Raw genomic sequence first — 25,303 nt, forward strand, 5'->3', positions numbered from 1 at the left:
ACTTTCTGTATTGACGTCGATTCGCGTACACTGTCAGGCGACGACAGTGGTCCCGGCAGAGGTATGTGGATCCGCCAGTGATCCGCCCGGCCGGTCCAGACCAGCATGAGGGAGCGGTAGGTGCCCCGAGGCGACGGCCGGCTGAGCCACGACCTTGACCCCCAACGACCTGGCCCCCAGGATGCCTGCGGCGTCTTCGGCGTCTGGGCCCCTGGCGAAGAGGTTGCCAATCTGACCTACTTCGGCCTCTACGCCCTGCAGCACCGCGGCCAGGAGGCGGCGGGCATCGCGGTGAGCGATGGCTCCGGCGTGGTGGTCTACAAGGATCTCGGCCTCGTGGCCCAGGTCTTCGACGAGCCCACTCTGGCGAGCCTGCGCGGTCACGTGGCGATCGGGCACGCCCGATACTCCACCACCGGCGCGTCGAACTGGGAGAACGCCCAGCCGACGATCCGGTCGACCACCTCCGGCACGACCATCGCGCTGGCACACAACGGCAACCTGGTCAACACGGCCGAGCTGGAGAAGGAGGTCGCCGAGCGCGGCCTCATCGCGGACGGTTCGACGAACGACACCTCGCTGGTGACGATGCTGCTCGCCGGCCGACCGGATCTGTCGGTCGAGGCGGCCGCCCTGGAGGTGCTGCCGCAGCTGCGCGGCGCGTTCAGCTTCGTCTTCATGGACGAGTCGACCCTCTACGCGGCCCGTGATCCGCACGGCGTCCGCCCGCTGGTGCTCGGCCGCCTGGAGCGCGGCTGGGTGATCGCCAGCGAGACGGCCGCCCTGGACATCGTCGGGGCGAGTGTGGTGCGCGAGGTCGAGCCGGGCGAGCTGATCGCGATCGACGAGAACGGGCTGCGCTCCACCCGGTTCGCCGCGCCGGAGCCGAAGGGCTGCCTCTTCGAGTACGTCTACATCGCCCGTCCCGACGCCACGATCGCCGGGCGGAACGTCCACTCGGCGCGGGTGCAGATCGGTCGGCAGTTGGCGAAGGAGCACCCGGTCGAGGCCGACCTGGTGATCCCGGTGCCCGAGTCGGGCACGCCGGCCGCGATCGGGTACGCGGAGGCGTCCGGCATCACCTACGGCGCCGGCCTGATGAAGAACCCGTACGTGGGTCGTACCTTCATCCAGCCGTCGCAGACCCTGCGTCAGCTCGGCATCCGGCTCAAGCTCAACCCGCTGCGGGAGAACGTCCGGGGCAAGCGGTTGGTTGTCGTGGACGACTCGATCGTGCGCGGCAACACCCAGCGCGCCATCGTCCGCATGCTGCGTGAGGCGGGGGCGCTGGAGGTGCACGTCCGCATCTCCTCCCCGCCGGTCAGCTGGCCGTGCTTCTACGGCATCGACTTCGCCACCCGGGCGGAGCTGCTGGCCAACGGGTTGGACAACGACGGCATCCGGCGCTCCATCGGCGCCGACACGCTGGGCTACGTTTCGCTGCCTGGCCTGATCGCCGCGACCGAGCAGCCGAAGACCCGGTTGTGTCGGGCGTGTTTCGATGGGGAGTACCCGATCGAGCTGCCGGCCGGCAACCTGATCGGCAAGCACGTGCTCGAAGGGGTGGGCCGACGCGTCGCCAACTCGGCGCCGGAGGCCCCGCCCACCAACGGCTCGTCCGTCGCCACTCCGGGTGGCGTTACCGCAAACCGCCCGTAGCACCAACCGGCGCGGCCCGGCTACCGCCGGCGGCACCGAGAACCAAAGGGGAGAACCGTGACGCACGTGTCCGAGCGCAGCGGCGCAGGAAGCAGCCCGACCGGCGCCGGCGGCGACCGCCAGCCGTGGACGGGCGGTGCTGGCCGCCAGGCGCGCAAACGCTCGGTCTCGTACGCCGACGCCGGCGTCTCCATTGACGCGGGAGACCGCGCTGTGGAGCTGCTCAAGTCGAAGGTGCGGCAGACCCGCCGCCCCGAGGTGCTCGGTGACCTCGGTGGCTTCGCCGGCCTGTTCCGGCTGGACACGAAGAAGTACAAGAGCCCGATCCTGGCGTCCTCCACCGACGGGGTGGGCACCAAGCTGGTGATCGCGCAGCAGATGGACATCCACGACACGGTCGGCATCGACCTGGTCGCGATGGTCGTCGACGACCTGGTGGCCTGCGGTGCCGAGCCGCTGTTCCTGCTCGACTACATCGCCACCGGCGAGGTCGTTCCGGACAAGGTCGCCGAGATCGGCGCGGGCATCGCCGACGGCTGCCGCTACGCCGGCTGTGCGCTGCTGGGTGGGGAGACCGCCGAGCACCCCGGCGTGCTGCGTCCGGACGAGTACGACATCTCCGCGACAGGTGTGGGCGTGGTCGAGGAGGCCGACATCCTCAGCCCCGAGCGGGTCGAGGTGGGCGACGTGGTGATCGCCATGCGCTCCTCCGGCCTGCACTCCAACGGATACTCCCTGGTCCGGCACGTGCTGCTCGGCGCAGCCCGGATGCGTCTGGACATCGTGATCGACGACTTCGGTCGGCAGCGGACCCTCGGTGAGGAGCTGCTCACCCCGACCAAGATCTACGCCAAGGACTGCCTCAAGCTGATCGCCGAGGCCGAGGTGCGGGCGCTGTCCCACATCACCGGTGGCGGCATCCCCGGCAACCTGGTCCGGGTGCTGCCCGAGCACGTGGACGCGGTGGTCAACCGCTCCACCTGGAAGCCGCAGCCGATCTTCGACCTGATCCAGACGAAGGGTCGGATCGACGACCACGACATGGAGTCGACCTTCAACATGGGCGTCGGCATGTTCGCGATCGTGTCGGCCGAGGACGCTGACCGGGCGCTGGCCACCCTGACCGGCCGTGGGGTCGAGGCGTGGCAGGCCGGCGAGATCATCGAGGGCACCGGCAACGTGCAGATGGTTGGTCAGCACACCCGAGGATGATCACCCTCCGGTGATCGTACGGGCACCTGATCAGGGCTTCACCCGAGTGGCCAATGCCGCCTAGCCTGAAGGGCACCCTCAGGCTAGGCGGAGGAGGGCGATGGGTGTTCGGGGACGCTCGTTCAGCGGGATGCGCGGTCTGGCCGCCGTCCCGTCGTACGTCGTGATGCAGCCCACCACCCTCTGCAACCTCGACTGCGCGTACTGCTACCTGCCGTTTCGGGCCGCCGACCGCCGGATGCCGGTGGCGGTGGCCGAGGCGGTCGCGGCCGCGGTCAATCCCTGGGCGGCGAACGGTCGCTTCTCCGTGGTGTGGCACGGCGGCGAGCCGTTGGCGGCCGGTCGGGAGCACCTGGCCGATCTGATCGCGCCGTTCGGGCCCGAAGTCGAGCACCACGTGCAGACCAACGCCACCCTCATCGACGACGACTGGTGCGACTTCTTCGTCCGGCACGAGATGCGGGTGAGCGTGAGCGTCGACGGGCCCCGGGCGCGCAACGGCGACCGGGTCAACCGGGGCGGTCAGCCGGCGTACGACCGGATCCTGCGCGGAATCTCGGCGCTGCGCCGTCGCGGTCTGCCCTTCTCCGCGCTGGCCGTGGTGTCCCGGCCGGAGCCGGGGCTCGCCACCGAGCTGTACGACTACTTCCTCGAGCTGGGCTGCGACGTGCTGGGCATCAACATCGAGGAGACCGAGGGAGTCAACACCCGCGACAACCGCCACGACCCGTCGGCGGTGTCCGCGTTCTGGGCGGAGTTGGTCGGGGCGTGGCGCCGGGAGCCCAGAATCCACCTCCGCGAGATCGAGTGGTCGTTGCGCTACGCGGCGGCGGTGCTCGACAACTCGGCGGACGGGGTGCTGCCCCGCCAACTGGACCCGATCCCGACGATCGGTCACGACGGCTCGGTGATCGTGCTCTCGCCGGAGCTGGCCGGTTTCACCGACCCCCACTACGGCGACTTCAGCAGCGGCAACGTGCTGACGACCCCGTTGGCGCAGATCCTCGGCGACGCGGCGTCCACGCCGTGGGTGGGGGAGTTCCTGGCCGGGGTGGAGGCGTGTCGGGCGTCCTGCCCGTACTTCGGCTTCTGCGGCGGCGGCCATGCCGCCAACCGTTACTTCGAGCTGGGGCGTTTTGACGGTACGGAGACCGAGCACTGCCGCAACAGCAAGATCCGCCTATTGGAGGGAGTGTTGGAGCATGCCCGAGACCACCAGTCACCGGCGGCCTGAGCGCGAAGCGGACGACGGAGTCACCGAACGGGTGCGAGACGCGGCTCCCGCGCTCGTCGCGCTGCTCCAGGAGGCCGAGGACGCACGGCGGCTGCGCTCGGAGGTGTCGGGCGGCGACGGCTCCAGCGCGGTGTGCGCCTGGAACCACTTCGAGAACATCCCGACGTTCTACAACTGGAACAACCGCCCGCGCTGAGGGAGCCGTTGTCAGGGGCCTGTCGAGCGGCCGGAGTGGCTCCGGTCGGGCCAGGCCCCTGATCGTCGGCGACTGCACCTGCACTGGACGTGCGTGAGCACGCGGGGGTTACCGCGTGCTCAGCTGCGTCGAGCGGTCAGCGGGTCGGACGGACCCAGGGATCCGGATCGTCGTCCGCGTGATCCTCATCATCGTCGTCGACGAACTCTTTAGAGTCGTCGTCGAAGTGGTGCTCAGACTTACCAGCACCCGCCAGTTCGCGCTGCAAGGCGGTGAGGTCGGTGTTCGGGGAGTGGTACTTCAACTCCCGCGCCACCTTAGTCTGCTTGGCCTTAGCACGGCCGCGCCCCATGGCTCGACCCCCTCGCACAGAATGCGGGGCAGCCCGAAGGCGGGCCCCGATGACGTCAGGCATCTCTCGTGGCTCTTACGGTACATGGGGATGCCACCGTTCGGCACCTCGGGTTACCGTCAGCCGGCTCTGCGCGTCGCGTCGATCCGGCCGTCACCCAGTGTACCGGGTAAGGAGCGGAACGGTTAGCACCCGTGACACCGGACAAACCGCATCAAACTTGACCCGGGCTCAGCTTACCCAGCCTGCGCCGGCACCGGGGGCCCGGAGGCGGATCTCGTCGATCCGCCCCCGGGAACGGAACGCTCAGCGCAGGTGGATCGCGCGCAGCCGGCCGACGTCCGCCATCCGCCGCTCGGCCAGCCGGTCGGCGGCCACCGCCGGCGGCACGCCCTCCGCGTCAGCCAGGTGCAGGATCTCGCGGGTGGTGTCGTAGATCCGGGTCGCCCGCAGCTTCGCCCGGTCGAAGTTGAAGCCCTCGATCTCGTCGGCCACCTGGATGACGCCGCCCGCGTTGACCACGTAGTCCGGGGTGTAGAGGATGCCCCGGTCGGCCAGCAGCTTCTCGATCCCCGGGTGGGCGAGCTGGTTGTTCGCCGCACCGGTCACCACCTTGGCGCGCAACGCCGGCACGGTGTCGTCGTTCAGGGCGCCACCCAGCGCGCACGGCGCGTACACGTCGAGGTCCGCGGCGACCAGCGCGCTGGAGTCGTCGACGAGGGTGACCTGGGGGTGGTTGGTGCGCACCCACGCCAGGGCCTTCGGGTTGACGTCGGTGGCGACCACCTCGGCGCCATCCTCCAGCAGGTGCCCGGTGAGGTACTTGCCGACCTTGCCCAGGCCGGCCACGCCCACCCGCCGGCCCCGCAGGCTCGGGGTGCCCCACACGTGCTCAGCCGCGGCCCGCATCCCCTGAAAGACGCCCCAGGCGGTGAGGATCGACGAGTCGCCGGCACCGCCGTGCTCCACGCTGCGCCCGGTCACGTAGCGGGTCTCCCGGGCCACGACGTCCATGTCCGCCACGTACGTGCCGACGTCGCAGGCGGTGTAGTAGCGCCCGCCCAGCGACTCCACGAAGCGGCCGTACGCGCGCAGCAGCGCTTCGCTCTTGATCTGCTCCGGGTCGCCCCAGATGACGGCCTTGCCGCCGCCCAGGTCCAGCCCGGCGAGCGCGTTCTTGTATGCCATCCCGCGCGACAGGTCCAGCACGTCGGCGAGGGCGTCGTCCTCGCTCGCGTACGGGTAGAAGCGGGTGCCGCCGAGCGCCGGGCCCAGCGCGGTGGAGTAGATCCCGATGATCGCCTTCAGGCCGCTCTGCTTGTCCTGGCAGAACACGACCTGTTCGTGACCTGTCGATACCGGGTCGTCGGTGCTCGCGAATACGCCCATGGTTGGCTCCTACGGTGGTGTGCGTTCTTGTGGAACGCGGACCTGGTGGACCCCGGCGGGGATGCTGCCGGTGTGATCGAGCCTAGTATCGGCCTCCGGCCGGGCGCTCGACGCGCCGCCGCCGTCCCACGGTGCGGCGCGCGTGCTCCGGCCGCTGACCGCGTACGGGCGTGGTTCGTGGGAGGATCGCGCGGTGCCGTCGCTCTTCGCTTCTTACCTGCGCGTGTACGAACCGTTGGCCGCCTTCGATCGAGACCGGCAGAGCTACTGGCGCCGCTACGTCTCGGAGGGGCGCGCGGTCGCCCCGGTCGAGGGGCCCGGTCGGCAGCGGACGGCGGTGATCGAGGCGCTGGGCGCCGGCTGGACCCGGCTGCCGGACCTGCCGGAGGAGGCGTACGTCCTGGAGACGGACGACAGCCTGCTGGTCTGCCCGTGGAACCTGCGCATCCGGGTCGCTGAGGCGGCGCTCAGCGCCCGGGACGGGGTGCCCTCGGTGCTCGCCGACGCCTTCGTGCCGCCGGTGCTCGCCGGGCAGGCCAGGGCGGTGGTGGACGACTGGCGCAGTGGCGCCCGGGTGCTGGAGCACGGGGTGCCCCGGGTGCACGAGCAGATCGCCACTTGGGGCGTACCGCTGCGGTGGTTCGTGCTCTTCGACCCGGCGGAGCGGGACCTGGTCACCCGGCCGGGCCGGCGGGCGCTGCGCTATCGCACCGAGATCTCCAAGGCGCGACGCCGCTCGTCGCGGGCCCTGTCGGTGCTGCGCAAGTCGGTGGGCGAGGCGCCGATCACCGAGGCGGTGGAGGAGGCGGCCCGCTGGCTGGAGGAGTTCCATCCGCGGTCCGTGGTCGAGCTGGACTACGGCGGTCTGGTCGACCTGCTCTCCGACGAGACCCTCACGGCTGACGACTCGCCGGAGTTGGTCGCCAGCGGCCTCGCGGGGCTGTCGCGCGGTGAGGCCGAGGAGGCGTCGGCCGCGTACGACAAGTTGGTGGCACGGTGGCGCGCGGTGCAGCTCTTGGAGCGGTGCAACTAGGGCATATCACCCTCGGAGCGCTCCCAAGGTGAACTGTGCTCGTAGTTGACGCATCACGAACCGTGATCATGAGTCCGAATAAGGTAGTTTCTGCCGTGTAAAAGTCGTAAAAATCGGGCATGGTTCATCCGTCCGTCTAGGGACCTTCATCCGTTCGGCCCATGTCGGACATCGGGGACTAGCCGGACCATGGGAGACGCGTCGGCCGGCGGGACCCCGGCCGATGTCTATACATGTGGAGGAGTGACCGATGGCATCGCGAACGCACGAACCAGAGCCGCTACTCACGCCGGCCGAGGTGGCGTCGATGTTCCGGGTCGACCCGAAGACGGTGACCCGGTGGGCCAAGGCTGGCAAGCTCAGTGCCATCCGCACCCTGGGTGGCCACCGTCGGTACCGTGAGTCGGAGGTCAGGGCGCTGCTGCAGGGCCAGATCCCGCAGCAGCGGCAGGGCGACTGAGCCGGCGACAGTTTTTCGTCAGGGGCGGCGGATCTCGATCCGCCGCCCCTTTCCATGGCCCGCCGAGCACGACGCCGGCCGCAGGTCAGCGCTGCGGCTCGGCCAACGTCACCCGGATACCGACCGTGCCGCCCTCGCCGCGACGCAGCCGGCTGCTCAGCAGGCTGAGCCGACCGATCACGCGGTACTTGTGCTTGAGCAGGTCGCGGATCCGACCGGTGTCACCACCCCCGCAGATCGTCGCGTGAGCCGACACCTCCGCCCCGTGCGGCCGACCCCGCACGTCGCAGGGCGCCACTGTCACGTCGCCGTTGCGGCGGATCCGCTTCACCTTCCCCGAGTCGGCCCGGGTCCAGACCGCCAACGCCTCACCGTCGCGTACCGCCCAGACCGGGGTCGGCACCGCCCGACCGTCCTTGCGGAAGGTCGTGAGCAGGATGTACTTCTCGGCCGACAGCCGGTCCAGCATGGTCACGCCGCCAGGATATGGCCGGCGCGGGCCACTGAGTGGCCGGATAGCGTGACGTCGTGACGGTTGAGCCTCTAATCGGTGACGTGATCGGCGAACTGCTGCGGGACACGCTCGCCGTGGCCACCGGGGTGGGCCCACGACCCCTGGTCGGTGGCCGACTGCCGCGACCGGTCATCGAGATCATCGAACGGGACGACGGTCTGATCAACGGCGCCCCGGCCGCGCACTACCTGGACGGGCCGGCGGACTGGCAGCCGTACGACCACCGCGCGGTGGACCGGGCGCACGGCGAGACGCTGGACATCGGCACCGGCGCCGGCCGGATCGCGCTGCAGCTCCAGGAGCGCGGCGTACCGGTCACCGGGCTGGACACCTCCGCGGGCGCGCTGGAGGTGAGCCGGCGTCGGGGCGTCCGGCGGCTGGTGCACGGCACCGTCGACACGCACATCGCCGACGGCCCGCGCTACGACACGTTCCTGCTGCTCGGCAACAATCTCGGGCTGTTCGAGGGGCGGGAGCGCGCTCCCGGGTTCCTGGCCGTGCTCGCCGCGCTGGCCCGACCGGGGGCGCAGATCATCGCGCAGGGCACCGACCCGTACGGCACCCGCGACCCGCTGCACACCGGCTACCACGAGCGCAACCGTCGGCGCGGCCGGCTCGGTGGCCAGCTGCGGCTGCGGCTGCGCTACCGCGAGTTGAGCACCGAATGGTTCGACTATCTGGTCTGCTCGGCGGACGAGTTCGCCGGCCTGGTGCACGGCACCGGCTGGCGGCTCACCGATGTGGACGACCGCGACGCCCCCTACTACCTGGCCACCCTGCGCCTCGTCGACTGAGCGACGGCCCCCGCGCTCCGCTGGGCGGAGGCGGGGGCCGTCGTACGTCTCAGACCTGGACGGTCGGGGGGAGCTGCTCGGGCGGCAGGCCGCCGTCGCCGTCGACCACCTCGTCCGGCTGGCCGTCCTCGTCGATGTCGACCATGGTGATGTCCACCTTGCCGTCACCGTCGGTGTCGAACTGGAACAGATCGGCCTTGCCGTCGCCGTCGGTGTCCACCACCCACACGTCGGTCTTGCCGTCGTTGTTGGTGTCGGCGCGCAGCAGCTCGACCCGCTCGTCGCCCCGGGTCTCCACGATCTCCCCGTCGGTGACGCTCTCCGGTGCCTGGCTCATCTCGATGCGGTCCTTCCCTCGGTTGACGGGCCGTCATTACCCGATCCGGCGCTCCCCCACGCATGGGCCGGGTCGTCGCGCTGTCTAGGGTCGCACCATGAGCGAGCGGAGCGGGCGGGACACCCGGACCGGTGCGGCGGCGACCCCGCGCGCCGGCGGGCGGGACAGGGAGGCGTGATGAGCGATCGTTTCGTGGTCGTCGGTGCCGGCACGATGGGGCTCGGCATCGCGTACGTGGCGGCCGACGCCGGGCACGCCGTCGAGTTGGTCGAGGTGGACCCCGAGCGGGGTGCGGCCGCGCTGAACCGGCTCGCCGAGCTGTGGGAGCGGGCGGTGCAGCGCGGGAAGCTCAGCGCCGACCAGGCCGCCGCGAACCGGCAGTTGGTGACGCTGCGCCCAACCCTCGCCGAGGTCGCTCCCGCCCCTGAGGTGATCGTGGAGGCGGTGCCGGAGCGCCTCGACCTGAAGCGTGCGGTGCTCCGGGACAGCGCCGCGCTGCGTCCGGCGCTGCTGGGCAGCAACACGTCCAGCATCGCGATCGGTGCCCTGGCCGCCGAACTGGACGCGCCCGAGCGCTTCCTCGGCCTGCACTTCTTCAACCCGGTCTGGGCGATGGCGCTGCTGGAGATCGTGGTCGGCCCGGCCACCGCCGAGGAGACCACCGCCGCGGCCGTCGCGCTCGCCGGTCGGCTGGGCAAGGACCCCGTCGTCGTACGCGACATGCCCGGCTTCGCCACCTCCCGGCTCGGGGTCACCCTCGGGCTGGAGGCGATCCGGATGGTCGCCGACGGGGTGGCCAGCCCGGCGGACATCGACAAGGCGATGGTGCTCGGTTACCGGCACCCGATCGGGCCGTTGGAGCTCACCGACCTGGTCGGCCTCGACGTGCGGCTGGACATCGCCCGTACCCTCCAGGCCGCGTACGGAGACCGCTTCGCGCCACCGCCGCTGCTCGTGGAGATGGTGGCCGCGGGGCGGCTGGGTAAGAAGTCCGGGCAGGGCTTCTACCGGTGGGAAGCCGGTGTCAAGCGATGAGCGGGTTGCGGATCGAGGAGCGGCCGGACCGGCTGGTGGTCACCCTGGACCGGCCGGAGAAGCGCAACGCCATCGACGCGGACCTGATCGCCGAGCTGCACCAGGTCTGCGCCGAGTTGGAGGCGCGCCCGCGCCTGCTGCTGCTCACCGGCGGCGCGGCGGGCATCTTCGCCGGTGGCGCAGACATCGGCCAGCTCCGCGAACGGAATCGCACGGATGCCCTCGCCGCGATCAACTCAGCCGCCTTCGCCCGCATCCGAGCACTGCCGATGCCGACTGTGGCGGCCGTCGACGGCCCGGCGTTAGGCGGTGGCGCGGAGCTGGCGTACGCCTGCGATCTGCGGGTGTGCACGGCGCGGGCGGTCTTCGGCCAGCCGGAGGTGCGGTTGGGCATCCTGGCCGGTGCCGGCGCGACCCACCGGCTGCCCGCGTTGATCGGTGAGGGCCGGGCCAAGGAGCTGCTCTTCACCGGCCGGCGGGTGGACGCCGCCGAGGCGCTGCGGATCGGCCTGGTGAATCGGGTGGTGGACGAGCCCGGCGAGCTGCTGACCGTGGCGCACGCGATCCTTGACGAGATCGCCCTGGGTTCACCGTTGGCGGTGCGGCTGACCAAGCTGGCGGTGGACGCGCCCGCCGCCGCGCACCCCCATCTTGACCTGGTCAGCCAGGCGGTGCTCTTCGAGGACGACGAGAAGCACCGGCGGATGACCGAGTTCCTGGAGCGTCGTCGGCCGCGCTGATCCCACGTACCAGAAACGGCCGCACCGGCGGGAAGCCGGTGCGGCCGTCGTGGGTTTCGGGTCCTGATTACTGCCGGATCTGCACACCGGCGTCGGCCAGGCCGCGGATCACCTGGGCGGACTCACCGAAGCCGATGATCAGTACGGCGTCCGCGCCGAATTCCTTGATCTCCTTCGCGCCGCTGCTGAAGTCGACAGGCGCCGCCTTCGCGTCGGCCGGGGGCTCGTAGGTCATCAGCTTGATTCGGTCGCTGGCGATGCCGGCCTTCTCCAGCTCGTCACGGGCGGTGGCCTGGAGGCCCTCGCCGTAGGAGTCCTTGCGGGCGACGATGACGATTTTCTGCGACCCGTCGCGCAGGATCACGTCGGCCAGCGCCCGGCCCTGGAGGCTGTCCGGCGGGGCGGTGCGGAAGTAGAGGCCGCCGTCTTCCACGTCGGTCAGGCCGCTGTCCGTGTTGGACGGGGAGAAGAGGATCTTCCCGGCCTGCACCACGTCCGGCAGCACTGCCCGGGAGATACCCGAACCACCCGCGCCGATGATCACGCTGACGCCGTCCGTCACGTGCTTGGCCACCGTCGCCTTGGCCACCGTCGGGCTGGTGCCGTCGTCGCCGTCCAGCCACGTCACCGGCTTGCCCAGTGCGCCGCCGGCGGCGTTGATCTCCTTGATCGCCAGCGCGGCACCGGCGGCCATCGGCGGGTAGGCGATCGCGAGGTCACCGGTCTTCGGCAGCAGACCACCCAGGATCAGCGGCTCCTGGTCGGTGTCTCCACCCGGGCGCTGCTTCTTCGGCTTCGGCGGCGTCTTGGTGCTCGCCGCCGACTCGATGCCGGCACCGACGAACTCGGTCTTGCCGTCGTTGATCTGCTGCCCGTCGAACGTCAGCGTGGCGTAGCTCGCGGTGGCCGGCTCACCCTTGTCGGTGAAGCCCGCCCGGGTCAGCGACACGCCGCGGTACTCGATGTCCTGCCCGTTACGGGCCAGCGCGAGACAGCTGGCCGGGTCCTCGCAGCGCTGCCCGTCGTTCGTCACGGCGACGATCTGCTTCGCGATGGCACCCGGGTCGGTGCTCCCGGCCAACTGGGCGGCGAGCACGGCGATCACCACCGCGTCGTACGTCTCGGCGGAGTACAGGTAGTCCGTCAGCGCCGGATTGACGGCACGTAGCCGGCTCTTGAAGTCGTCCGGCAGCGGAACGAGGGGCGTGGTGCCCTTCATCCCGTCGACGAGACTCGCCCGTTCCTTCAACTCCGCGGGATAGGAGTTGAGCATGTTGCCGTCCGTGCCGTAGAGGCGCACCTGTTGGGCGCTTGCCTCCTCGGGCTTGTCATCCCCGCAGGCGCTTGTGGCGAGCAGGATCGTCGCGCAGGCAGCCAACGTGACTACCCGCGAACGGCGTGATACGAACATGGTCGTCCTTCCTCCGGCGAAGGTCCGCTGCGCACATTAGCGTGCCGAGGCCGACGGCGGGACCGTGGAGGTGGCGTAATGCGCAGGTAGCTCGCGTTGAACACGGACAGTGACGGTCGCCGGGGGGCTTGACCCCCCGTCCTACTGTGCGCAGCGTGACGGACCTACCACAGCAGACGTTCGATGACGCGGCGGCCGTGCTCCACTCGGCGCTGACCGGTGACGGAGACGCGGTGGTGGGAGCGTTCGACGCGGTCGTCGACCGGGCCGGCCTGAGCGGCGCGTACGGGGTCGCCTGGTGCCTGGCCGCGACCATGCTCGGTGACGCGCCGGAGGCCAGCGGGGCGGCGCTCGACTTTCCGGGGATCGACCAGGCCGGGTACGACACCCGCTGGGTGGCCCGCTTCGTCAGCGCGTACGCGAATCGCGACGAACCGACCGGCGAGGCCCTGTTCGGCGCGGCTGCGGCCGATGGGCTGCTCCCCGACTGCCTGCTCACGCTCGCCGGTTCGACGATCGCCACCCTGCGCAGCCGCGCCGGATGAGCGGCCGTGCCGGCCGGTGCGCCGCGGGGCGCGGCGTCCGTCGGGGGGGGCGGACGCCGCGACCGCGCGGGTCGGTCAGAACGCGTGGTACGCGATCAGCGGCTCGTACTCGTACCGCAGGTTCTCGAAGCGGACCCGGAAGTTGACGCCGTCCTTGACGTTGGTCGCCACAGTGATCCAGCCCGAGTTGGCCGGCAGGTAGGTCCAGTAGTTGCAGGCGCTCGTCTTGTCCACGAAGACCACGCACGCATCGGTGCCGTACACGCTCGCGTTGCGGACGTTGATGTCGCGACAGCGCGTGGTGGTGCGGTACTGGCCGGCAGAGCCGCCGTAGCGGCCCGTCTCGAAGTACGACCGGACCGCCCCGCCGTAACAGGTGGCGAGCGGGGCGAACGCGTTCGGCCCGGAGCTGACGGGTGCTGTCGGTGTTGTCGGCTCCGCCCGCGCGGGTGTGCCGGCGGCGAGCAGTGCGGTGGCCGTGGCGACGGCGAGCAGACGAGCGGTGGGGGATGGCATTCGTTCGTTCCTCCGGAAACAGTTAACTGACCGTCCGTATTGGACTGATCATCTGATCGTGACGATGATACGTATCGATCGATTCCGGTGTGACCCCGATGATGTCCGGCCCGTGTGGTAGCTCTGTAGGCATGTCCGAGGCCATGCTCAGCAAGGTGCGCAAGCTGCTGGCCCAGGCCGAGGACCCGGCCTGCACGCCGGCCGAGGCGGCCGCGTTCACCGCCAAGGCGACCGAGCTGATCGCCCGCTACGGCGTCGACCGGGCACTGCTGGCAGCCCGGGACCCGACCACCGACCCGGTCGGCGATCGAGTGCTCGACGTCGTCGCCCCGTACGCCCGCGACAAGGTCGGCCTGCTCTCCGCGGTGGCCGAGCCCCTGCGCTGCCGCTGCGTACGCCGTCGGCAGGGCAACGGCTTCACCCTGCACCTCTTCGGCTTCGCCAGCGACCTGGAACGGGTCGACCTGCTCTTCACCTCGCTGCTCGTGCAGGCGGCGCACGGCCTGGCCGCCACCGAGGTGCCCGCGGACGACCATCCCGCCGCGTTCCGCCGCTCCTGGCTGGCCGGCTTCGCGGAGGTGGTCGGAGGGCGACTCTGGGCGGCCGAGACGGCGGCGGCCAGCGAGTCGGGCACGCCGTCGGTGGCGTTGGTGCTGGCCGACAGATCCGACCGGGTGCAGCGACGGCTCACCGAGGAGTACCCGCGGCTGCGCACCGCCCCGCCACGCCGGTTGGGCGGCACCGGCTTCGGCTCGGGGGCGGAGGCTGGCCAACGCGCGAACCTCGGCGGTCGGGACCTCGGCGGTGCCGCTGCCGATCGGCGGCTCGGCCGCTGAACCGGTGGGTCGTCAGGCCGCCGTGGTGGGGCGGTGACGCGACACAGTGGCGACGTAGCGGGTGAGCAACTCGTGCCAGCCGGCGGTGAGCGCCTTGCGGTAACCCTCGGCAGCCTCGCCGTGCCTGTCGAAGTGCCGGTGCTCCAGCTCGACCCGGGTGCGTTCCGGCCCCTCGGAATGGAACAGCACCTCGACCTCGCTCGCGCGGGCCGGGTCCGGCACCGGCGCCCGGTCGGGGCCGATCTGCCAGACGAAGACCAGCCGGCGGGGCGGATCCCAGGTGAGCACCCGGCCCCAGTCGGCGCGGAAACCGTACGGGCCCAACTCGTAGAGCATGCCGCCGGCCCGAGGCTCCATGCCCAGCTCGGCCAACGCGTCCGGACCGGACCAGGTGTATTCGGTGACCCACCAGTCGGTCAGCTCGTCGGTGAAGACCGCGAACGCGTGCTCGGCGGAGCCCGGGACGAGGAGGCTGCACCGGAGAGAGAACTGGTCGACGTCCTGCCGGATGTCGGCCGGATCAGTCAATTCCTGTCCCATAGGCCCGGACCATACCGGCTGATGCCCGGCTGTGCAGCTTCGCGAGGTGCCCGGTTCCAGACAGAGGGTCGTCGAGTCGTCACGGACGGGATGCCCCGCCGGAAAGCGGGTAACCGCGCCGAACGACTCGGACGACCGGGCCGATGTGCGGGCGGGGCGGGAGAGCATGAACGAGAGCGGGCAGCAGCGGGAGCCGGACCGGAACGTGGACAGCGGGAACCCGGACGTCCTGCTCGACATTCCGAAGGTCTCCGTCGACTCCATCCGGCTGGCGGTCGACGGCCTGGAGGCCGACCTGTCGCTGCGGGCCCGGGTGGCCAACCTGCTCCAGGTCGACGCCGGCGTACGGGTGCGCCTCAGCGGCGGCGAGTTGGACGTCAACGGGGTGAACGCCGAGGCGCAGCTGCGGGTGCGGTTGGAGCAACTGACGAGCATCCTGGGACGAGCGCTCGACACGCTCGACAACAACCCACACATCATCGAGGCGCTCGCGCGCACGGCCGGCACCGCCGTCGACGATGCGAACCGGAGCGCGCAGCAGTTGGCCGCGGGCGCTGCGGAGATCAAGGCGTCGAGTCGGCGCTCGGAGGGCGTACGCGACGAGTCGGGCCGGCAGGTCGGCGCGGGACCGGGTGTCGGGGGGCCCGGGCCGCGAGCTGGCGGCCCAGGGCCGGCCGACCAGGCGCGTCCGGAGGGACAGCATCCGCAGGGCCCGCATGCGGAGGGACGGCATCCGCAGGGCCGTGAGCCGGAGGCCGGCCCGCCAGGTGGCCACCGCCCGGACAGCCAGCGCTCGGACGGCCAGCGCTCGGACGGCCAGCGGCACGAGGGCCGCGTCCCGCCGAACAAGCCCGGAACCAGGCCGGTCGGTCGGCGGTGCCCGGTCCGAGCCCGTCCGGGGGCGACGACGGTGGTCTGCCGAGTGCGGCGCAGGCTGCGGCCCAGAGCGCGGCGCAGCTCGCCGAGCAGGCGGGGGAGACGCTGCGACAGGCCGGACGCAGCGTGTGGGAGGCGATCCAGGGCAGCGTGGCGCAGCATCGCCCGCAGGGCCGCCGCGACCACTGACGCCGCGCCGACCTGCGTCACGTCCGCCGTCGCCCCGCGCCGCGGTTCGCAGTGCTGTTGATCACTCGGGGCGGCGGGAGGGGTCAGGTCAGAAGTCTGGTCCGCGCCAGCGGGCTCCCAGCACCGCTGCCTCGATGCGGAGCAGCAGGCCCGCGATCACCAGCAGTGCTCCGGTCACGAGAAGGTCGCCGCGGTAGCTGTCGCCGGTCAGGCCCATGACGAAGAGGGCGCCGCCGACAACAGCGCCGAGTGTTCCGATGGTCTCCACGGTCCCGCCAGGCCTCTTGTTCACGGGCGGGAGCGTAGGTGCGGACGATTAACGCGGGGCGACCAGGAGTGGTCGGCCAGGGGTGTCGACGCAGGCACCGGAAACAGCAAGATCCCCACCTGCGTTTCCGCTGGTGGGGACCTCTGTAGCCCGGCGAAAGGCTATGTGGCCAGGGGCGGGGTCGAACCGCCGACCTTCCGATTTTCAGTCGGACGCTCGTACCAACTGAGCTACCTGGCCGTGTCGCTCGGCTCATGCTACCCGGCAACCGGACGAACCGGCGGCAGGGCGACCTGCTCCGATACGCAGAACGCCGCGCGGGGCGCGGCGTCAGCGCTGCGGTCCTGACGGGACTTGAACCCGCGACCTCCGCCTTGACAGGGCGGCGAGCACTCCAACTGCTCCACAGGACCTAGCTTGTGTTGCTCCGGCTTGCGCCGGTCGTGCCCCCAACGGGATTCGAACCCGTGCTACCGCCTTGAAAGGGCGGCGTCCTGGGCCGCTAGACGATGAGGGCGGCCCCGCCATCATTGCACATTCGCAACTTCAAGCGGACTTGCTCCCATCCGGCCCCGCCGGAGGCTTGGAAAGCATACGTGATGCTCCGTCGGTCGACAAAATCGGTGTCGGCAAGGGCTTGGGACGGGTCATAACTGCAGGTCAGAGCGGTTCTAGTGGAGACGGGTGATGCCGAAGCGCTGCTTCAGGTCGGCGATCACCTTCGGGCACGCGGCGAGCGTCGCGGCCCGGTTTCCGCCCCCGTCGTGCAGGAGAACGATGGCGCCGGGGCGGGTGGCGGCGTGGATTCGCTTGCCGATCGTGGCCGCGGTCGGCTTGTCCCAGTCCTGGGGGTCCACCGACCAGTGCAGCGGGCGCATGCCGAGGCCCTTGGCCACCCCGAGCACCTCCGACGTCCACCGGCCGCCCGGCTGCCGGTAGAACGACACCTTCGTGCCGGGAGCGGCCTTCTGGATGGCCTTGTTGGTGCGGTCCAGGTCGGCCCGGATCTCGGCGACAGGTCGCCGGGCGAGATCGAGGTCGTGTCGCCAGCTGTGGTTGCAGAGCTGGTGTCCCTCCCGGACGATCCGTCGGACCAACTCCGGGTGGCGCTGCACCTCGCGACCGACGACGCAGAACGTCGCTGTCACCTTGGCGGCCTTTAGCTGGTCGAGCACCTTGGGCGTCCAGGCCGGGCTCGGCCCGTCGTCGAACGTCAGGGCCACCGGGCGTACGCCTGTGTTGCGCCCCAGCCCGGCGGGGAGCTTGGCCGGCAGCGGCCGCAGTGGCGGCTTGGCCGGCTTGGTGACGCTGGGGCGCGGCGTCGGGGTGGGTGGCGCGGTGGATTCCACCGGCTTGGGATGGCCGGCGGCGACGATGGTGCGGTCCGGCTGGGCACAGCCGGACAAGACCAGCGCCATGGCGAGGACGGACGCCAGGACGGCGCGGGCTTGCATCTGCTCGCTCCCGGGGGGTCGGGGTAGGCGGACCCGCCCGACGGTAGTTCACGCCGCCGGTCGGCGACAGTGCGATCAGTCACGCCTCGACTGGTCCAGGGAGTCGCGGACGGCGGCGGAGAGCGAGACCGCCTCGGCCAGGTCGACAGGCCGCACCACCCCGGCGGGCAGCGTGTCCGCGCGCCAGCCGGGGCCGGCGGCGAGCACCAGCAACGGGCGCCGCGGTGCGGCGAGCAGCGCGCTGAGCTGGGCCGGGTCGGCGGTGACCCGGGTGTGCGACCAGAGCACCACGGCGGCCGGTCCGGTCCGGTTGACCGCCTCGACGAGAGCGGCCACCGGCACCCGGGCGCCGAGCATGCGGTAGCTGACACCTGCCTCCGCGAGAGCCGCGGCCAGCGCCTCCAGCGGCAGGGTGTGCTGTTCCTCGTCAGCGCAGGAGAGCAGGATCCGGGCCGGCCCGGTGGGGACGTTGGCCCGACTGGCCGCCGCGAGCGCCTCCGAGACGCAGCGGGACACCAGGTGTTCCACCTCGATCAGGCCGGCGGTGGCGGCGTGGCGTTCGCCGATGCCGGCGAGCACCGGGCGTAGCAGGCCCTCCCAGGTGGCGACGACCCCGCCGGCGGCCAGGGCGTGCGCGATCGTCTCGCTGATCGCCGCCGCGTCCAGCCGCATGGCGGCCCGGGCCAGTCCGCGGGCTGCCGGGCCCGCACGGCCGACCGGGATGGAACCGCCGCCGTCACGGCCGGTCGGGTGGATCCGGGCGGGGGCGACGGTGCCGTTGCCGTTGGGCGTCGGATCCGGTGCCTGGCGGGCCCAGCGTGCCGCCTCGGCGGGGCTCACCCCCTCGGCGGTGAGTCGTTGCATGATCTCGAGGCGAGCCAGATCGGTGGGTGTGTACCGGCGGTGGTGACCGGGGATGTGTTCGCTGGGCCCGAGCCCGTAGCGCTGGTGCCAGGTGCGTAGGGTCGTCACCGCGACCCCCAGCCGGCGTGCGACCGCGCCCGCGCTCAGCGCCTCATCGACCACCCGACCGCTCCGCCGTGTTGTCCGCCGACGAACCGGGCGGGGTCATGGCCGGGCCGGTTGCGGCCGACCGGGACCCCGAGGGGCGGAGCAGTCGGTTCACCACCCCGCCCAGCCAGGGCGCGTACGACCGGGGGTCGCGCTTCAACTCGGCCTCCAGCAGGGTGGGATCGGCCCACCGCAGCTCGGCCACCTCGTCCGGGTCCGGCAGGAGCGGGGCGCTGGGCAGGAACTCGCCGCGCAGCACGTGGTCGTACTCGAACTCGACCCGACCGGTCGCCGGGTCCTCGGCGTAGTAGACGTAGATGCCGACCTCGGTCAGCTCGACCGGGCCCGCGCCCAACTCCTCGCCCAGCCGTCGGTTGGCCGCCTCGGCGAGCGACTCACCCGGCTGCGGGTGGCCGCAGCAGGAGTTGGCCCAGCGCAGCGGGAACCGGGTCTTGGCGGCGGCTCGGCGCTGGAGCAGCACCTGGCCGTCCGGGTCCACAAGCAGCACCGAGAAGGCCCGGTGCAACTGCCCCGGGGGTTGGTGGGCGGTGGCGACGGTCGTCTCGCCGTGGGCCTTGCCGGTCTCGTCGACGAGTTCGACGAGGTGCCTCTCGCGGCTGCTCATCGGCCTTCCCCAGTGATCCGGCCGGCGGCGAGCTTGCCGGAGATGAGCACCATCGGCACACCGACGCCGGGTTGGGTCCCGGAGCCGACGAACACCACGTTCGACAGGTCGCGGTGCAGGTTCGACGGGCGGAACGGGCCGGTCTGGAAGAGGGTGTGCGCGGCGGCGAACGGGGTGCCGGCGGCCATTCCCTGCTCCTCCCACTCGGCGGGGGTTATCGCCCGGAGCACCTCGACCCCGGCACCGAAGCCGACGTAGCCGCGCTCCTCCAGGGTGCCGATCAGTTGGTCGGTGTAGCGCTGGGTCAGGTCGCCGCGCCACTCGAACGGCGCCCGGTGCAGGTTGGGCACCGGGGCGAGCACGTAGTAGGTGTGCCGGTCCGGCGGGGCCACCGCGGGGTCGGTCCGGCTCGGGTTGGTCACCAGGAGCGACGGGTCGGTCATCAGCTCACCCCGCCGAATGACCTCATCGAAGGTGCCCTTCCACGCGCGTCCGAAATGGATGTTGTGATGGGCGATCTTCGCATAGCCCTGACGGGAGCCGACGTGCAGAACGACGCAGGACGGCGAGTAGGTGAGCCGGCGCTGCGGCGCGGCGGGGAGCAGATCCCGGTAGGCGACCGGCAGGTCGGGGTTGAGCACCACCACGTCCGCCGGCACCAGGTCGCCGTCGGCGGTGAGCACGCCGGTGGCGCGGCCGTTGGCGGTCTCCACCCGGGTCACCGTGGTGTCGTAGCGGATCTGCACGCCGTGCTTCTCGGCCGCGCCGGCCATCGCCCTGGAGACCGCGTGGATGCCGCCGCGCGGGAAGTAGACCCCGGCCACCGAGTCGAGGTACGCGATGACCGCGTAGATGGCCAGCGCGTCGTGCGGCGCGAGGCCGGCGTACATCGCCTGGAAGGAGAAGATCCGCTGGGTGCGCGGGTCCCGGAAGAACTGGTTGATCTTGGTTTGGAGGCGCCGGAAGGCCCCACCGCCGAGCAGCTTGAGCAGGTTGCCGGTGATCAGGTCGGTCGGCGCGTCCAGGTTGCGCTCGATGAAGTCGGTGCGCTCCAGCCGCCACAGCTCCCGCGCGTACTCGACGAAACGCAGGTAGCCGTCGGCCTCCCGGGGCCCGCAGACGCGGGAGATCTCGGCCGCCATCCGGGTGGTGTCGGTGAGCACGTCGAGGGTCGAGCCGTCCGGGTAGTACGCCCGGTAGGCGGGGTCGAGCGGGGTCAGGTCCAGCCAGTCGTGCAGCTCCTCGCCGACCGCGCCCAGCGCCTCGGCGATCAGGTCGGGCATGGTGAGCACCGTCGGGCCGGTGTCGAACTCGTAGCCGTCCACGCCGAGCCGTCCGGCCCGCCCGCCGGGCACCGGCTCGCGCTCCAGCACTGTCACCTGCCGACCACTGCCGGCCAGGTGCAGCGCGCAGGCGAGCCCGCCCAGCCCGGCCCCGACGACCACCACCCGGTCGGTCCGTCCTGTCACCGTCCGCACGTGACCATCTCCTCGCTCAAGTCGCTCATCAGGCCCGCCGATTGGCAGCGGCGGTGGCCAGCCCGGTCAGCGCGGTCCGCGCCGTCTGGTCCACGGGTGCGGCGTCGAGCGCGGCCAGCGCGTCGCTCACCCGCTCGGCGATCATCTGCTCCACCCGGGTCACCGCGCCGGTCTCGGCGACCAGCCCGGCGAGCGTGTCGACAGGCCCGTCGGCGGCCCGCTCCAACGCGGTGAGCTGGGCCGGCGTGGCCAGCTCCCGGGCCAGCATGAGCAGCGTGGTCGGCTTGCCGGTGCGGAGGTCGTCACCTGCCGGCTTGCCGGTGGCCGCCGGGTCGCCGTAGACGCCGAGCAGGTCGTCGCGCAGCTGGAACGCCTCGCCGACGGCCAGGCCATAGTGGGTGTACGCGGAGACCAGCGAGTCGTCGGCGGGCACCCCGGCCAGGCAGGCCCCGAAAAGCATTGGCCGCTGGACGGTGTAGCTGGCGGTCTTGTAGCGGGCCACCCGCAGCGCCCGGTCGACCGACCAGCTGGCCGGGTCGTTCTCGCCGAGCACGTCGAGATACTGCCCGGCGACCGTCTCCACCCGCATCTGGTCGTAGCAGCGGCGGACCTCGAAGAGTCGCGTCGACGGCACCGAGGCGTGGGCCAGCAACTGGTCGGCCCAGACCATGCAGAGGTCGCCGATGAGCACGGCGACGGCCTCACCGAACCGGCCGGGATCACCTCGGTGGCCGGCGGCGATGTGCTGTTCGGCGAGCGCGACGTGCGCGGTGGGCCGACCCCGGCGGGTGGTGGACGCGTCCATCACGTCGTCGTGCACGAGCGCGAAGGTGTGCAGCAGCTCCAGCGCGGCCAGCGCGGGCAGCACGGGTGGCAGCGCGGCGGTGCCGCCGACAGCCCCGCGCCAACCCCAGTAGGCGAACGTGGATCGGATCCGTTTGCCGCCGGTCAGGACGGCTTCCCGCGCGGTGGCGGCGAAGCTGCCCATCGACGCGTCGATGTCGTTGAGGGTGTCGACCTCAGCGGTGAGGAAGGTGTTCAGGGTCTCGTCGACCGCCGTCACCAGGTCATGGGTGTACGCGGCCAGAACGGCGCGGACCGGATCGTCCCCGTCCCCCGGCCCTGCCGGCGCCACGCGGGTCACGTTGCCCGCAACTGCGTCGTTGGCCATGCGGCTGAGCGTACCCTAGGCTACGAGTTGCGTCGATTGGTGCGTCGATAAATGGAGGAGGGCCGGTGGAAACTGATCTCACCGCTGCCTATGACCGGTGCCGTGAGCTGCACAAACGCCACGGCCGCACCTACTATCTCGCCACCCGCCTGCTCCCCGCTTGGAAACGACGACATGTGCACGCCCTCTACGGGTTCACCAGGTACGCGGACGAGATCGTCGACCGCACCGAGGACCTGCCGCCGGCCGAGCGGGCCGCCCTGCTGGACCACTGGGCCAGCCAGTTCGTGGCCGGTCTGCACGGTGCGCCTGTCGACGACCCGCTGTTGCCGGCCGTGCTGCACACGATCGCCGTCTTCGATCTCGACCGGGACGACTTTGCGTCGTTTCTGAAGAGCATGGCGATGGACCTGACAGTCACCGCGTACCCGACCTACGACCACCTGCTCGACTACATGGAGGGCTCGGCGGCGGTCATCGGCACGATGATGCTGCCGATCCTGGGCAGCTCCGACCCGGAGGCGGCCCGGGAGCCGGCCCGGCAGCTCGGCTTCGCCTTCCAGCTCACCAACTTCATCCGGGACGTCGCCGAGGACCTCGACCGGGGCCGCACCTACCTGCCGGACGAGGACATGGCGAAGTTCGGGGTCACCCGCGAGGAGTTGGCCGAGGCCTGCGCCCGGGGCCGCGTCACCCCCCGGGTCCGCGAGCTGATCGAGTACGAGGTGACCCGCGCCCAGGCGCACTACGCCGCCGCCGCGCCGGGCATCACCATGCTGGCGCCCGCCTCGCAGGCCTGCATGCGCACCGCGTACGCGCTCTACGGCGGCATCCTCGACGAGGTTGCCGCGCAGGGTTACGACGTCTTCGTCCGACGGGCCCTGGTGCCGCAGCGGCGACGGATGGCGGTGGCCGCGCGGGCTCTGCTCACCTCGACAGGTACGCCTGTCGTCATCCCCGGGCCGACGATCCGCCCGGAGAGCCGGTGACCGCGAGTACGGCGATCGTGCTGTTCACCCGCGACCTGCGGGTGCACGACCATCCGGCGTTGGCCAGCACCTGCGCGGCCTTCGACCAGGTGGTGCCGCTGTACGTGCTCGACCCGGCGCTTGCCAATCTCTCCGCCAACCGCAGCCGCTTCCTGCACCAGGCCCTCGCCGACCTGCGCGCCCAGCTCCGTGACCGCGGTGGCGACCTGGTGGTCCGGCACGGCGACCCGGTGGCCGAGACGATCCGGCTGGCCGCCGAGGTCGGCGCCACCGCCGTCGCGCTCTCGGCCGACGTCAGCCACTACGCCGGCCGCCGGGAGCGGCGACTACGCGCCGAGTGCGAGCGGCACCGGCTGCACCTGAGACTGTTCCCGGGGCTGACAGTGGTCGAGCCGGGCGCGTTGCGGCCCGGTGGCGGCGGTGACCACTACCGGGTGTTCAGCCCGTACCACCGGGCCTGGGCCGCCAAGCGGTGGCGCGAGGAGTTGGCCGCGCCGCGCCGGATCGCGCTGCCCGACCGGGTGAGCGTGGGCCGGCTGCCGGCGCTGCCGGCCGGCGACTCGCCGGACGCGGCAGTCGGCGGCGAGCAGGTCGCCCGGCAGCGGCTCACCGACTGGCTGCCCGACCTGACCCGGTACGGCGATCAGCACGACGACATGGCCGGCGACGACACCTCCCGGCTCAGCCCGTACCTGCGCTTCGGCTGCGTGTCGCCGCTGGGGGTGGCGAACCGCGCCGGCGACCGGTCCGGACCCTTCGTCCGGCAGCTCTGCTGGCGGGACTTCTACTACCAGGTCACCGCGGCCTTTCCGGAGATCTCGACAGCGGCGTACCGGCGGGGTGCCACCGAGCAGTGGCGCTACGACGACGACGCGTTGGCCGCCTGGGCCGAGGGACGCACCGGGATGCCGATCGTCGACGCCGGGATGCGGCAGCTGCGGACGCAGGGCTGGATGCACAACCGGGCCCGGCTGATCACCGCCGGCTACCTGACCAAGCACCTCGGGCAGGACTGGCGGTCCGGGGTGGCGGTGTTCTTCCGCTGGCTGCTCGACGGGGACGTGGCGAACAACTCCGGCAACTGGCAGTGGGTCGCCGGCACCGGCAACGACACGAAGCCCTACCGGGGGTTCAACCCGGTCCGGCAGGCCGAACGGTACGACCCGGCCGGCGACTACGTGCGTCGGTGGGTGCCGGAGCTGGCGGGGGTGCAGGGCAGGGCGGTGCACCAACCGTGGAAGCTGCCGGAGCAGCTCCGGCGCACCCTGGACTACCCGCCGCCGCTGTCCGTGCCCGGCACCGACCCGGTCTGGCTGCGCTGACGGCTCACCCGGGTCAGAGCACCGAGTGCAACGCCTCGACAAGCTCGTCCACCCGGTCGTGCTCGGCGAGGTGCGCCGTGGCGTACGCGAAGGTGTAGCCGCGCTCGGGGTCTGCCCACGCGCTGCTGCCGCCGATGCCGCCCATTCCCCAGCTGCCATCCGGCTCCCGCTGCATGCCCAGCGTCCACTGGACCGGGCGGTCCAGCACCAGGTCCGGCCCGTCGTACTGGACCCGGGTGGCCTCCGCGATCAGGTCCGGGCTGACCAGCCGGACGCCGTCCAGGACACCACCGGCCAACAGGCCGGCGTAGAGCCGGGACAGGCTGGACGCGGTGGCGTGCAGGTTGACGGCGGGCATCTCCGCACCCCGCCACAGCGGGCTGTTCAGCACCGCCAGGTCCAGCCCGCCGGCCGGGTTGCCCAGCGCCCGCGCCCGCAGTGACCCCGGTTCGCCGAGCTTCCGGCTCGGCCACTGCGGGTCGCCGTACCGCAGGTCCGCGCAACGCGTCTGGTCCGCCCCGGTCAGCCCGAAGCCGAGGTCGAGCTTCCACCGGTCGGCGATCTCCTCGGCCAGGAACCGGCCCACCGACCGTCCGTCGACGCGGCGGACCAGCTCGCCCACCAGATGCCCGTACGTCCAGGCGTGTTCCCCGGCGACCGAGCCCGGCGACCACTCGGGGTCGGCGGCGGCCAGGTCGCCGGTGAGCAGCGTCCAGTCGGCGATCGCGGTGGCCGGTCGGGGCACCGGAAAGGCCGGCAGCCCAGCGGTGTGCGACAACACCTGACGCACGGTGGCGGGAGTGCGGAACTCCGGCCAGTACCGGTCCACCGCCGCGTCGAGATCGACAGCGCCCCGGTCGACGAGCAGCAGCAGGCAGAGCGCGGCGACCGGCTTGCCGACCGAGTAGACGTTCACAAGCGTGTCCGGCAGCCACGGCTCGCCAACCGGGCTGTGGCCGTCGCGGGCGCCGCCGACCAGGTCGACCACCGGCTGCCCGTCGTACCAGATGGTCAGGCCGGCGCCGGTCTCCCGGCCGGAGGCGAGCAGGTCGTGGAAGCAGTCCCGGACCGGAGCGAAGCGTGCGTGCATCCGGCCACGGTAGGCGTCCGGGCCGGT

General features: G+C 71.7%; 28 protein-coding genes and 3 tRNA genes. 14 read left to right on the forward strand and 17 right to left on the reverse strand.

What is annotated here, in order from left to right; genetic code table 11:
• Nucleotides 1-120 precede the first annotated feature (120 nt).
• The 4 genes from purF (at nucleotide 121) to amcA (ending at nucleotide 4,301) form a co-directional block, all read left to right on the forward strand.
• Nucleotides 121-1,659, forward strand: coding sequence for an amidophosphoribosyltransferase (purF, locus tag ACQP0U_RS01000; protein ID WP_433314953.1), 1,539 nt, complete (start codon nucleotides 121-123; stop codon nucleotides 1,657-1,659).
• A gap of 57 nt (nucleotides 1,660-1,716) precedes the next feature.
• Complete coding sequence (gene purM, locus ACQP0U_RS01005) at nucleotides 1,717-2,871, forward strand: phosphoribosylformylglycinamidine cyclo-ligase (protein WP_196920530.1); 1,155 nt, start codon at nucleotides 1,717-1,719, stop codon at nucleotides 2,869-2,871.
• A 130-nt stretch (nucleotides 2,872-3,001) separates the two neighbouring features.
• Complete coding sequence (amcB, locus tag ACQP0U_RS01010) at nucleotides 3,002-4,105, forward strand: cyclophane-forming radical SAM peptide maturase AmcB (protein WP_433320525.1); 1,104 nt, start codon at nucleotides 3,002-3,004, stop codon at nucleotides 4,103-4,105.
• Nucleotides 4,074-4,301, forward strand: coding sequence for a multiple cyclophane-containing RiPP AmcA (amcA, locus tag ACQP0U_RS01015; protein ID WP_124821604.1), 228 nt, complete (start codon nucleotides 4,074-4,076; stop codon nucleotides 4,299-4,301). The genes amcB and amcA overlap by 32 nt, the downstream gene beginning before the upstream one ends.
• A gap of 136 nt (nucleotides 4,302-4,437) precedes the next feature.
• On the opposite strand, the gene ACQP0U_RS01020 is transcribed toward amcA, so the two are convergent.
• Both ACQP0U_RS01020 and ACQP0U_RS01025 read right to left on the reverse strand, forming a co-directional pair.
• Nucleotides 4,438-4,653: a DUF3073 domain-containing protein gene (locus ACQP0U_RS01020; RefSeq protein ID WP_030332207.1), complete on the reverse strand. Its 216-nt coding sequence runs from the start codon at nucleotides 4,651-4,653 to the stop codon at nucleotides 4,438-4,440.
• Between the two features lie 306 nt (nucleotides 4,654-4,959).
• The gene (locus ACQP0U_RS01025) at nucleotides 4,960-6,042 is read right to left on the reverse strand and encodes a Leu/Phe/Val dehydrogenase (RefSeq protein WP_196920532.1); all 1,083 of its coding nucleotides are present in this window, start codon (nucleotides 6,040-6,042) and stop codon (nucleotides 4,960-4,962) included.
• A 193-nt stretch (nucleotides 6,043-6,235) separates the two neighbouring features.
• Between ACQP0U_RS01025 and ACQP0U_RS01030 the strand changes: the two genes are divergently transcribed.
• Both ACQP0U_RS01030 and ACQP0U_RS01035 read left to right on the forward strand, forming a co-directional pair.
• On the forward strand, nucleotides 6,236-7,075 hold the full coding sequence (locus ACQP0U_RS01030; RefSeq protein WP_433320528.1) for a hypothetical protein: 840 nt from the start codon (nucleotides 6,236-6,238) through the stop codon (nucleotides 7,073-7,075).
• A gap of 250 nt (nucleotides 7,076-7,325) precedes the next feature.
• Entirely contained in the window at nucleotides 7,326-7,535 is a 210-nt protein-coding gene (locus tag ACQP0U_RS01035) for a BldC family transcriptional regulator (protein ID WP_007073996.1), read from the forward strand.
• A gap of 85 nt (nucleotides 7,536-7,620) precedes the next feature.
• Here the strand turns inward: ACQP0U_RS01035 and ACQP0U_RS01040 are convergent, their stop codons facing one another.
• The gene (locus ACQP0U_RS01040) at nucleotides 7,621-8,010 is read right to left on the reverse strand and encodes a PPOX class F420-dependent oxidoreductase (protein ID WP_433314955.1); all 390 of its coding nucleotides are present in this window, start codon (nucleotides 8,008-8,010) and stop codon (nucleotides 7,621-7,623) included.
• Between the two features lie 53 nt (nucleotides 8,011-8,063).
• On the opposite strand from ACQP0U_RS01040, the gene ACQP0U_RS01045 reads away from it, so the two are divergent.
• Nucleotides 8,064-8,843, forward strand: a complete 780-nt coding sequence (locus ACQP0U_RS01045; protein WP_433314957.1) for a class I SAM-dependent methyltransferase — start codon at nucleotides 8,064-8,066, stop codon at nucleotides 8,841-8,843.
• Nucleotides 8,844-8,892: 49 nt separating this feature from the next.
• Here ACQP0U_RS01045 and ACQP0U_RS01050 read toward each other — a convergent pair whose 3' ends face one another.
• The gene (locus tag ACQP0U_RS01050) at nucleotides 8,893-9,180 is read right to left on the reverse strand and encodes a hypothetical protein (RefSeq protein ID WP_091396025.1); all 288 of its coding nucleotides are present in this window, start codon (nucleotides 9,178-9,180) and stop codon (nucleotides 8,893-8,895) included.
• 177 nt (nucleotides 9,181-9,357) lie between these two features.
• Between ACQP0U_RS01050 and ACQP0U_RS01055 the strand changes: the two genes are divergently transcribed.
• Nucleotides 9,358-10,215: a 3-hydroxyacyl-CoA dehydrogenase family protein gene (locus ACQP0U_RS01055; protein WP_433314959.1), complete on the forward strand. Its 858-nt coding sequence runs from the start codon at nucleotides 9,358-9,360 to the stop codon at nucleotides 10,213-10,215.
• Nucleotides 10,212-10,955 carry an enoyl-CoA hydratase/isomerase family protein gene (locus ACQP0U_RS01060; RefSeq protein WP_433314961.1) on the forward strand — a complete coding sequence of 248 codons (744 nt, stop codon included), beginning with the start codon at nucleotides 10,212-10,214 and terminating at the stop codon, nucleotides 10,953-10,955. The genes ACQP0U_RS01055 and ACQP0U_RS01060 overlap by 4 nt, the downstream gene beginning before the upstream one ends.
• Nucleotides 10,956-11,022: 67 nt before the next feature.
• On the opposite strand, the gene ACQP0U_RS01065 is transcribed toward ACQP0U_RS01060, so the two are convergent.
• Nucleotides 11,023-12,366: an ABC transporter substrate-binding protein gene (locus ACQP0U_RS01065; RefSeq protein WP_433314963.1), complete on the reverse strand. Its 1,344-nt coding sequence runs from the start codon at nucleotides 12,364-12,366 to the stop codon at nucleotides 11,023-11,025.
• Between the two features lie 155 nt (nucleotides 12,367-12,521).
• Between ACQP0U_RS01065 and ACQP0U_RS01070 the strand changes: the two genes are divergently transcribed.
• Nucleotides 12,522-12,911 (forward strand): hypothetical protein, encoded by a 390-nt coding sequence (locus ACQP0U_RS01070; protein WP_433314965.1) that lies wholly within the window; start codon nucleotides 12,522-12,524, stop codon nucleotides 12,909-12,911.
• A gap of 75 nt (nucleotides 12,912-12,986) precedes the next feature.
• Here the strand turns inward: ACQP0U_RS01070 and ACQP0U_RS01075 are convergent, their stop codons facing one another.
• Nucleotides 12,987-13,427 (reverse strand): hypothetical protein, encoded by a 441-nt coding sequence (locus ACQP0U_RS01075; protein ID WP_433314966.1) that lies wholly within the window; start codon nucleotides 13,425-13,427, stop codon nucleotides 12,987-12,989.
• 131 nt (nucleotides 13,428-13,558) lie between these two features.
• On the opposite strand from ACQP0U_RS01075, the gene ACQP0U_RS01080 reads away from it, so the two are divergent.
• Nucleotides 13,559-14,263: a DUF2786 domain-containing protein gene (locus ACQP0U_RS01080; RefSeq protein ID WP_433314968.1), complete on the forward strand. Its 705-nt coding sequence runs from the start codon at nucleotides 13,559-13,561 to the stop codon at nucleotides 14,261-14,263.
• Nucleotides 14,264-14,275: 12 nt separating this feature from the next.
• On the opposite strand, the gene ACQP0U_RS01085 is transcribed toward ACQP0U_RS01080, so the two are convergent.
• Complete coding sequence (locus ACQP0U_RS01085) at nucleotides 14,276-14,803, reverse strand: SRPBCC family protein (RefSeq protein ID WP_433314970.1); 528 nt, start codon at nucleotides 14,801-14,803, stop codon at nucleotides 14,276-14,278.
• A 166-nt stretch (nucleotides 14,804-14,969) separates the two neighbouring features.
• Between ACQP0U_RS01085 and ACQP0U_RS01090 the strand changes: the two genes are divergently transcribed.
• Nucleotides 14,970-15,929 carry a hypothetical protein gene (locus ACQP0U_RS01090; RefSeq protein WP_433314972.1) on the forward strand — a complete coding sequence of 320 codons (960 nt, stop codon included), beginning with the start codon at nucleotides 14,970-14,972 and terminating at the stop codon, nucleotides 15,927-15,929.
• A gap of 27 nt (nucleotides 15,930-15,956) precedes the next feature.
• On the opposite strand, the gene ACQP0U_RS01095 is transcribed toward ACQP0U_RS01090, so the two are convergent.
• The 9 genes from ACQP0U_RS01095 to ACQP0U_RS01135 all read right to left on the reverse strand — a co-directional run bounded on the left by ACQP0U_RS01095 (nucleotide 15,957) and on the right by ACQP0U_RS01135 (nucleotide 21,875).
• On the reverse strand, nucleotides 15,957-16,160 hold the full coding sequence (locus ACQP0U_RS01095) for a hypothetical protein (RefSeq protein ID WP_433314974.1): 204 nt from the start codon (nucleotides 16,158-16,160) through the stop codon (nucleotides 15,957-15,959).
• Between the two features lie 142 nt (nucleotides 16,161-16,302).
• Nucleotides 16,303-16,376 (reverse strand) — tRNA-Phe (locus ACQP0U_RS01100).
• A 99-nt stretch (nucleotides 16,377-16,475) separates the two neighbouring features.
• Nucleotides 16,476-16,549, reverse strand: a tRNA-Asp gene (locus ACQP0U_RS01105).
• 31 nt (nucleotides 16,550-16,580) lie between these two features.
• Nucleotides 16,581-16,653: transfer RNA gene (locus ACQP0U_RS01110), tRNA-Glu, on the reverse strand.
• Nucleotides 16,654-16,807: 154 nt separating this feature from the next.
• The gene (locus ACQP0U_RS01115) at nucleotides 16,808-17,590 is read right to left on the reverse strand and encodes a polysaccharide deacetylase family protein (protein ID WP_433314976.1); all 783 of its coding nucleotides are present in this window, start codon (nucleotides 17,588-17,590) and stop codon (nucleotides 16,808-16,810) included.
• A gap of 75 nt (nucleotides 17,591-17,665) precedes the next feature.
• Nucleotides 17,666-18,616 carry a MerR family transcriptional regulator gene (locus tag ACQP0U_RS01120; protein WP_433314978.1) on the reverse strand — a complete coding sequence of 317 codons (951 nt, stop codon included), beginning with the start codon at nucleotides 18,614-18,616 and terminating at the stop codon, nucleotides 17,666-17,668.
• Nucleotides 18,606-19,226 carry an isopentenyl-diphosphate Delta-isomerase gene (idi, locus tag ACQP0U_RS01125; protein ID WP_433314980.1) on the reverse strand — a complete coding sequence of 207 codons (621 nt, stop codon included), beginning with the start codon at nucleotides 19,224-19,226 and terminating at the stop codon, nucleotides 18,606-18,608. The genes ACQP0U_RS01120 and idi overlap by 11 nt, the downstream gene beginning before the upstream one ends.
• The gene (crtI, locus tag ACQP0U_RS01130; RefSeq protein ID WP_433314982.1) at nucleotides 19,223-20,704 is read right to left on the reverse strand and encodes a phytoene desaturase family protein; all 1,482 of its coding nucleotides are present in this window, start codon (nucleotides 20,702-20,704) and stop codon (nucleotides 19,223-19,225) included. The genes idi and crtI overlap by 4 nt, the downstream gene beginning before the upstream one ends.
• A 28-nt stretch (nucleotides 20,705-20,732) precedes the next feature.
• Entirely contained in the window at nucleotides 20,733-21,875 is a 1,143-nt protein-coding gene (locus tag ACQP0U_RS01135) for a polyprenyl synthetase family protein (RefSeq protein WP_433314984.1), read from the reverse strand.
• A 65-nt stretch (nucleotides 21,876-21,940) separates the two neighbouring features.
• Between ACQP0U_RS01135 and ACQP0U_RS01140 the strand changes: the two genes are divergently transcribed.
• Together ACQP0U_RS01140 and ACQP0U_RS01145 are read left to right on the forward strand one after the other, a co-directional pair.
• On the forward strand, nucleotides 21,941-22,864 hold the full coding sequence (locus ACQP0U_RS01140) for a phytoene/squalene synthase family protein (protein WP_433314986.1): 924 nt from the start codon (nucleotides 21,941-21,943) through the stop codon (nucleotides 22,862-22,864).
• A complete protein-coding gene (locus tag ACQP0U_RS01145) occupies nucleotides 22,861-24,186 on the forward strand; it encodes a cryptochrome/photolyase family protein (RefSeq protein ID WP_433314988.1) in 1,326 nt (441 codons plus the stop codon). Before ACQP0U_RS01140 ends, ACQP0U_RS01145 begins: the two co-directional genes overlap by 4 nt.
• A gap of 13 nt (nucleotides 24,187-24,199) precedes the next feature.
• Here ACQP0U_RS01145 and ACQP0U_RS01150 read toward each other — a convergent pair whose 3' ends face one another.
• Nucleotides 24,200-25,276, reverse strand: coding sequence for a serine hydrolase domain-containing protein (locus tag ACQP0U_RS01150; RefSeq protein ID WP_433314990.1), 1,077 nt, complete (start codon nucleotides 25,274-25,276; stop codon nucleotides 24,200-24,202).
• Nucleotides 25,277-25,303: the final 27 nt, after the last annotated feature.

Source organism: Micromonospora sp. CA-269861 (assembly GCF_050948505.1).
Classification (GTDB): Bacteria; Actinomycetota; Actinomycetes; order Mycobacteriales; family Micromonosporaceae; genus Micromonospora.

What these genes read in the sequence shown, in the direction of transcription:
- amcB (WP_433320525.1), top strand. Translation starts at nt 3,002, where the DNA reads ATGCGCGGTCTGGCCGCCGTCCCGTCGTACGTCGTGATGCAGCCCACC.
- amcA (WP_124821604.1), top strand. Translation starts at nt 4,074, where the DNA reads ATGCCCGAGACCACCAGTCACCGGCGGCCTGAGCGCGAAGCGGACGAC.
- ACQP0U_RS01020 (WP_030332207.1), bottom strand. Translation starts at nt 4,653, where the DNA reads ATGGGGCGCGGCCGTGCTAAGGCCAAGCAGACTAAGGTGGCGCGGGAG.
- ACQP0U_RS01025 (WP_196920532.1), bottom strand. Translation starts at nt 6,042, where the DNA reads ATGGGCGTATTCGCGAGCACCGACGACCCGGTATCGACAGGTCACGAA.
- ACQP0U_RS01035 (WP_007073996.1), top strand. Translation starts at nt 7,326, where the DNA reads ATGGCATCGCGAACGCACGAACCAGAGCCGCTACTCACGCCGGCCGAG.
- ACQP0U_RS01050 (WP_091396025.1), bottom strand. Translation starts at nt 9,180, where the DNA reads ATGAGCCAGGCACCGGAGAGCGTCACCGACGGGGAGATCGTGGAGACC.
- ACQP0U_RS01055 (WP_433314959.1), top strand. Translation starts at nt 9,358, where the DNA reads ATGAGCGATCGTTTCGTGGTCGTCGGTGCCGGCACGATGGGGCTCGGC.
- ACQP0U_RS01060 (WP_433314961.1), top strand. Translation starts at nt 10,212, where the DNA reads ATGAGCGGGTTGCGGATCGAGGAGCGGCCGGACCGGCTGGTGGTCACC.
- ACQP0U_RS01065 (WP_433314963.1), bottom strand. Translation starts at nt 12,366, where the DNA reads ATGTTCGTATCACGCCGTTCGCGGGTAGTCACGTTGGCTGCCTGCGCG.
- ACQP0U_RS01075 (WP_433314966.1), bottom strand. Translation starts at nt 13,427, where the DNA reads ATGCCATCCCCCACCGCTCGTCTGCTCGCCGTCGCCACGGCCACCGCA.
- ACQP0U_RS01080 (WP_433314968.1), top strand. Translation starts at nt 13,559, where the DNA reads ATGTCCGAGGCCATGCTCAGCAAGGTGCGCAAGCTGCTGGCCCAGGCC.
- ACQP0U_RS01085 (WP_433314970.1), bottom strand. Translation starts at nt 14,803, where the DNA reads ATGGGACAGGAATTGACTGATCCGGCCGACATCCGGCAGGACGTCGAC.
- ACQP0U_RS01090 (WP_433314972.1), top strand. Translation starts at nt 14,970, where the DNA reads ATGAACGAGAGCGGGCAGCAGCGGGAGCCGGACCGGAACGTGGACAGC.
- ACQP0U_RS01115 (WP_433314976.1), bottom strand. Translation starts at nt 17,590, where the DNA reads ATGCAAGCCCGCGCCGTCCTGGCGTCCGTCCTCGCCATGGCGCTGGTC.
- idi (WP_433314980.1), bottom strand. Translation starts at nt 19,226, where the DNA reads ATGAGCAGCCGCGAGAGGCACCTCGTCGAACTCGTCGACGAGACCGGC.
- ACQP0U_RS01135 (WP_433314984.1), bottom strand. Translation starts at nt 21,875, where the DNA reads ATGGCCAACGACGCAGTTGCGGGCAACGTGACCCGCGTGGCGCCGGCA.
- ACQP0U_RS01150 (WP_433314990.1), bottom strand. Translation starts at nt 25,276, where the DNA reads ATGCACGCACGCTTCGCTCCGGTCCGGGACTGCTTCCACGACCTGCTC.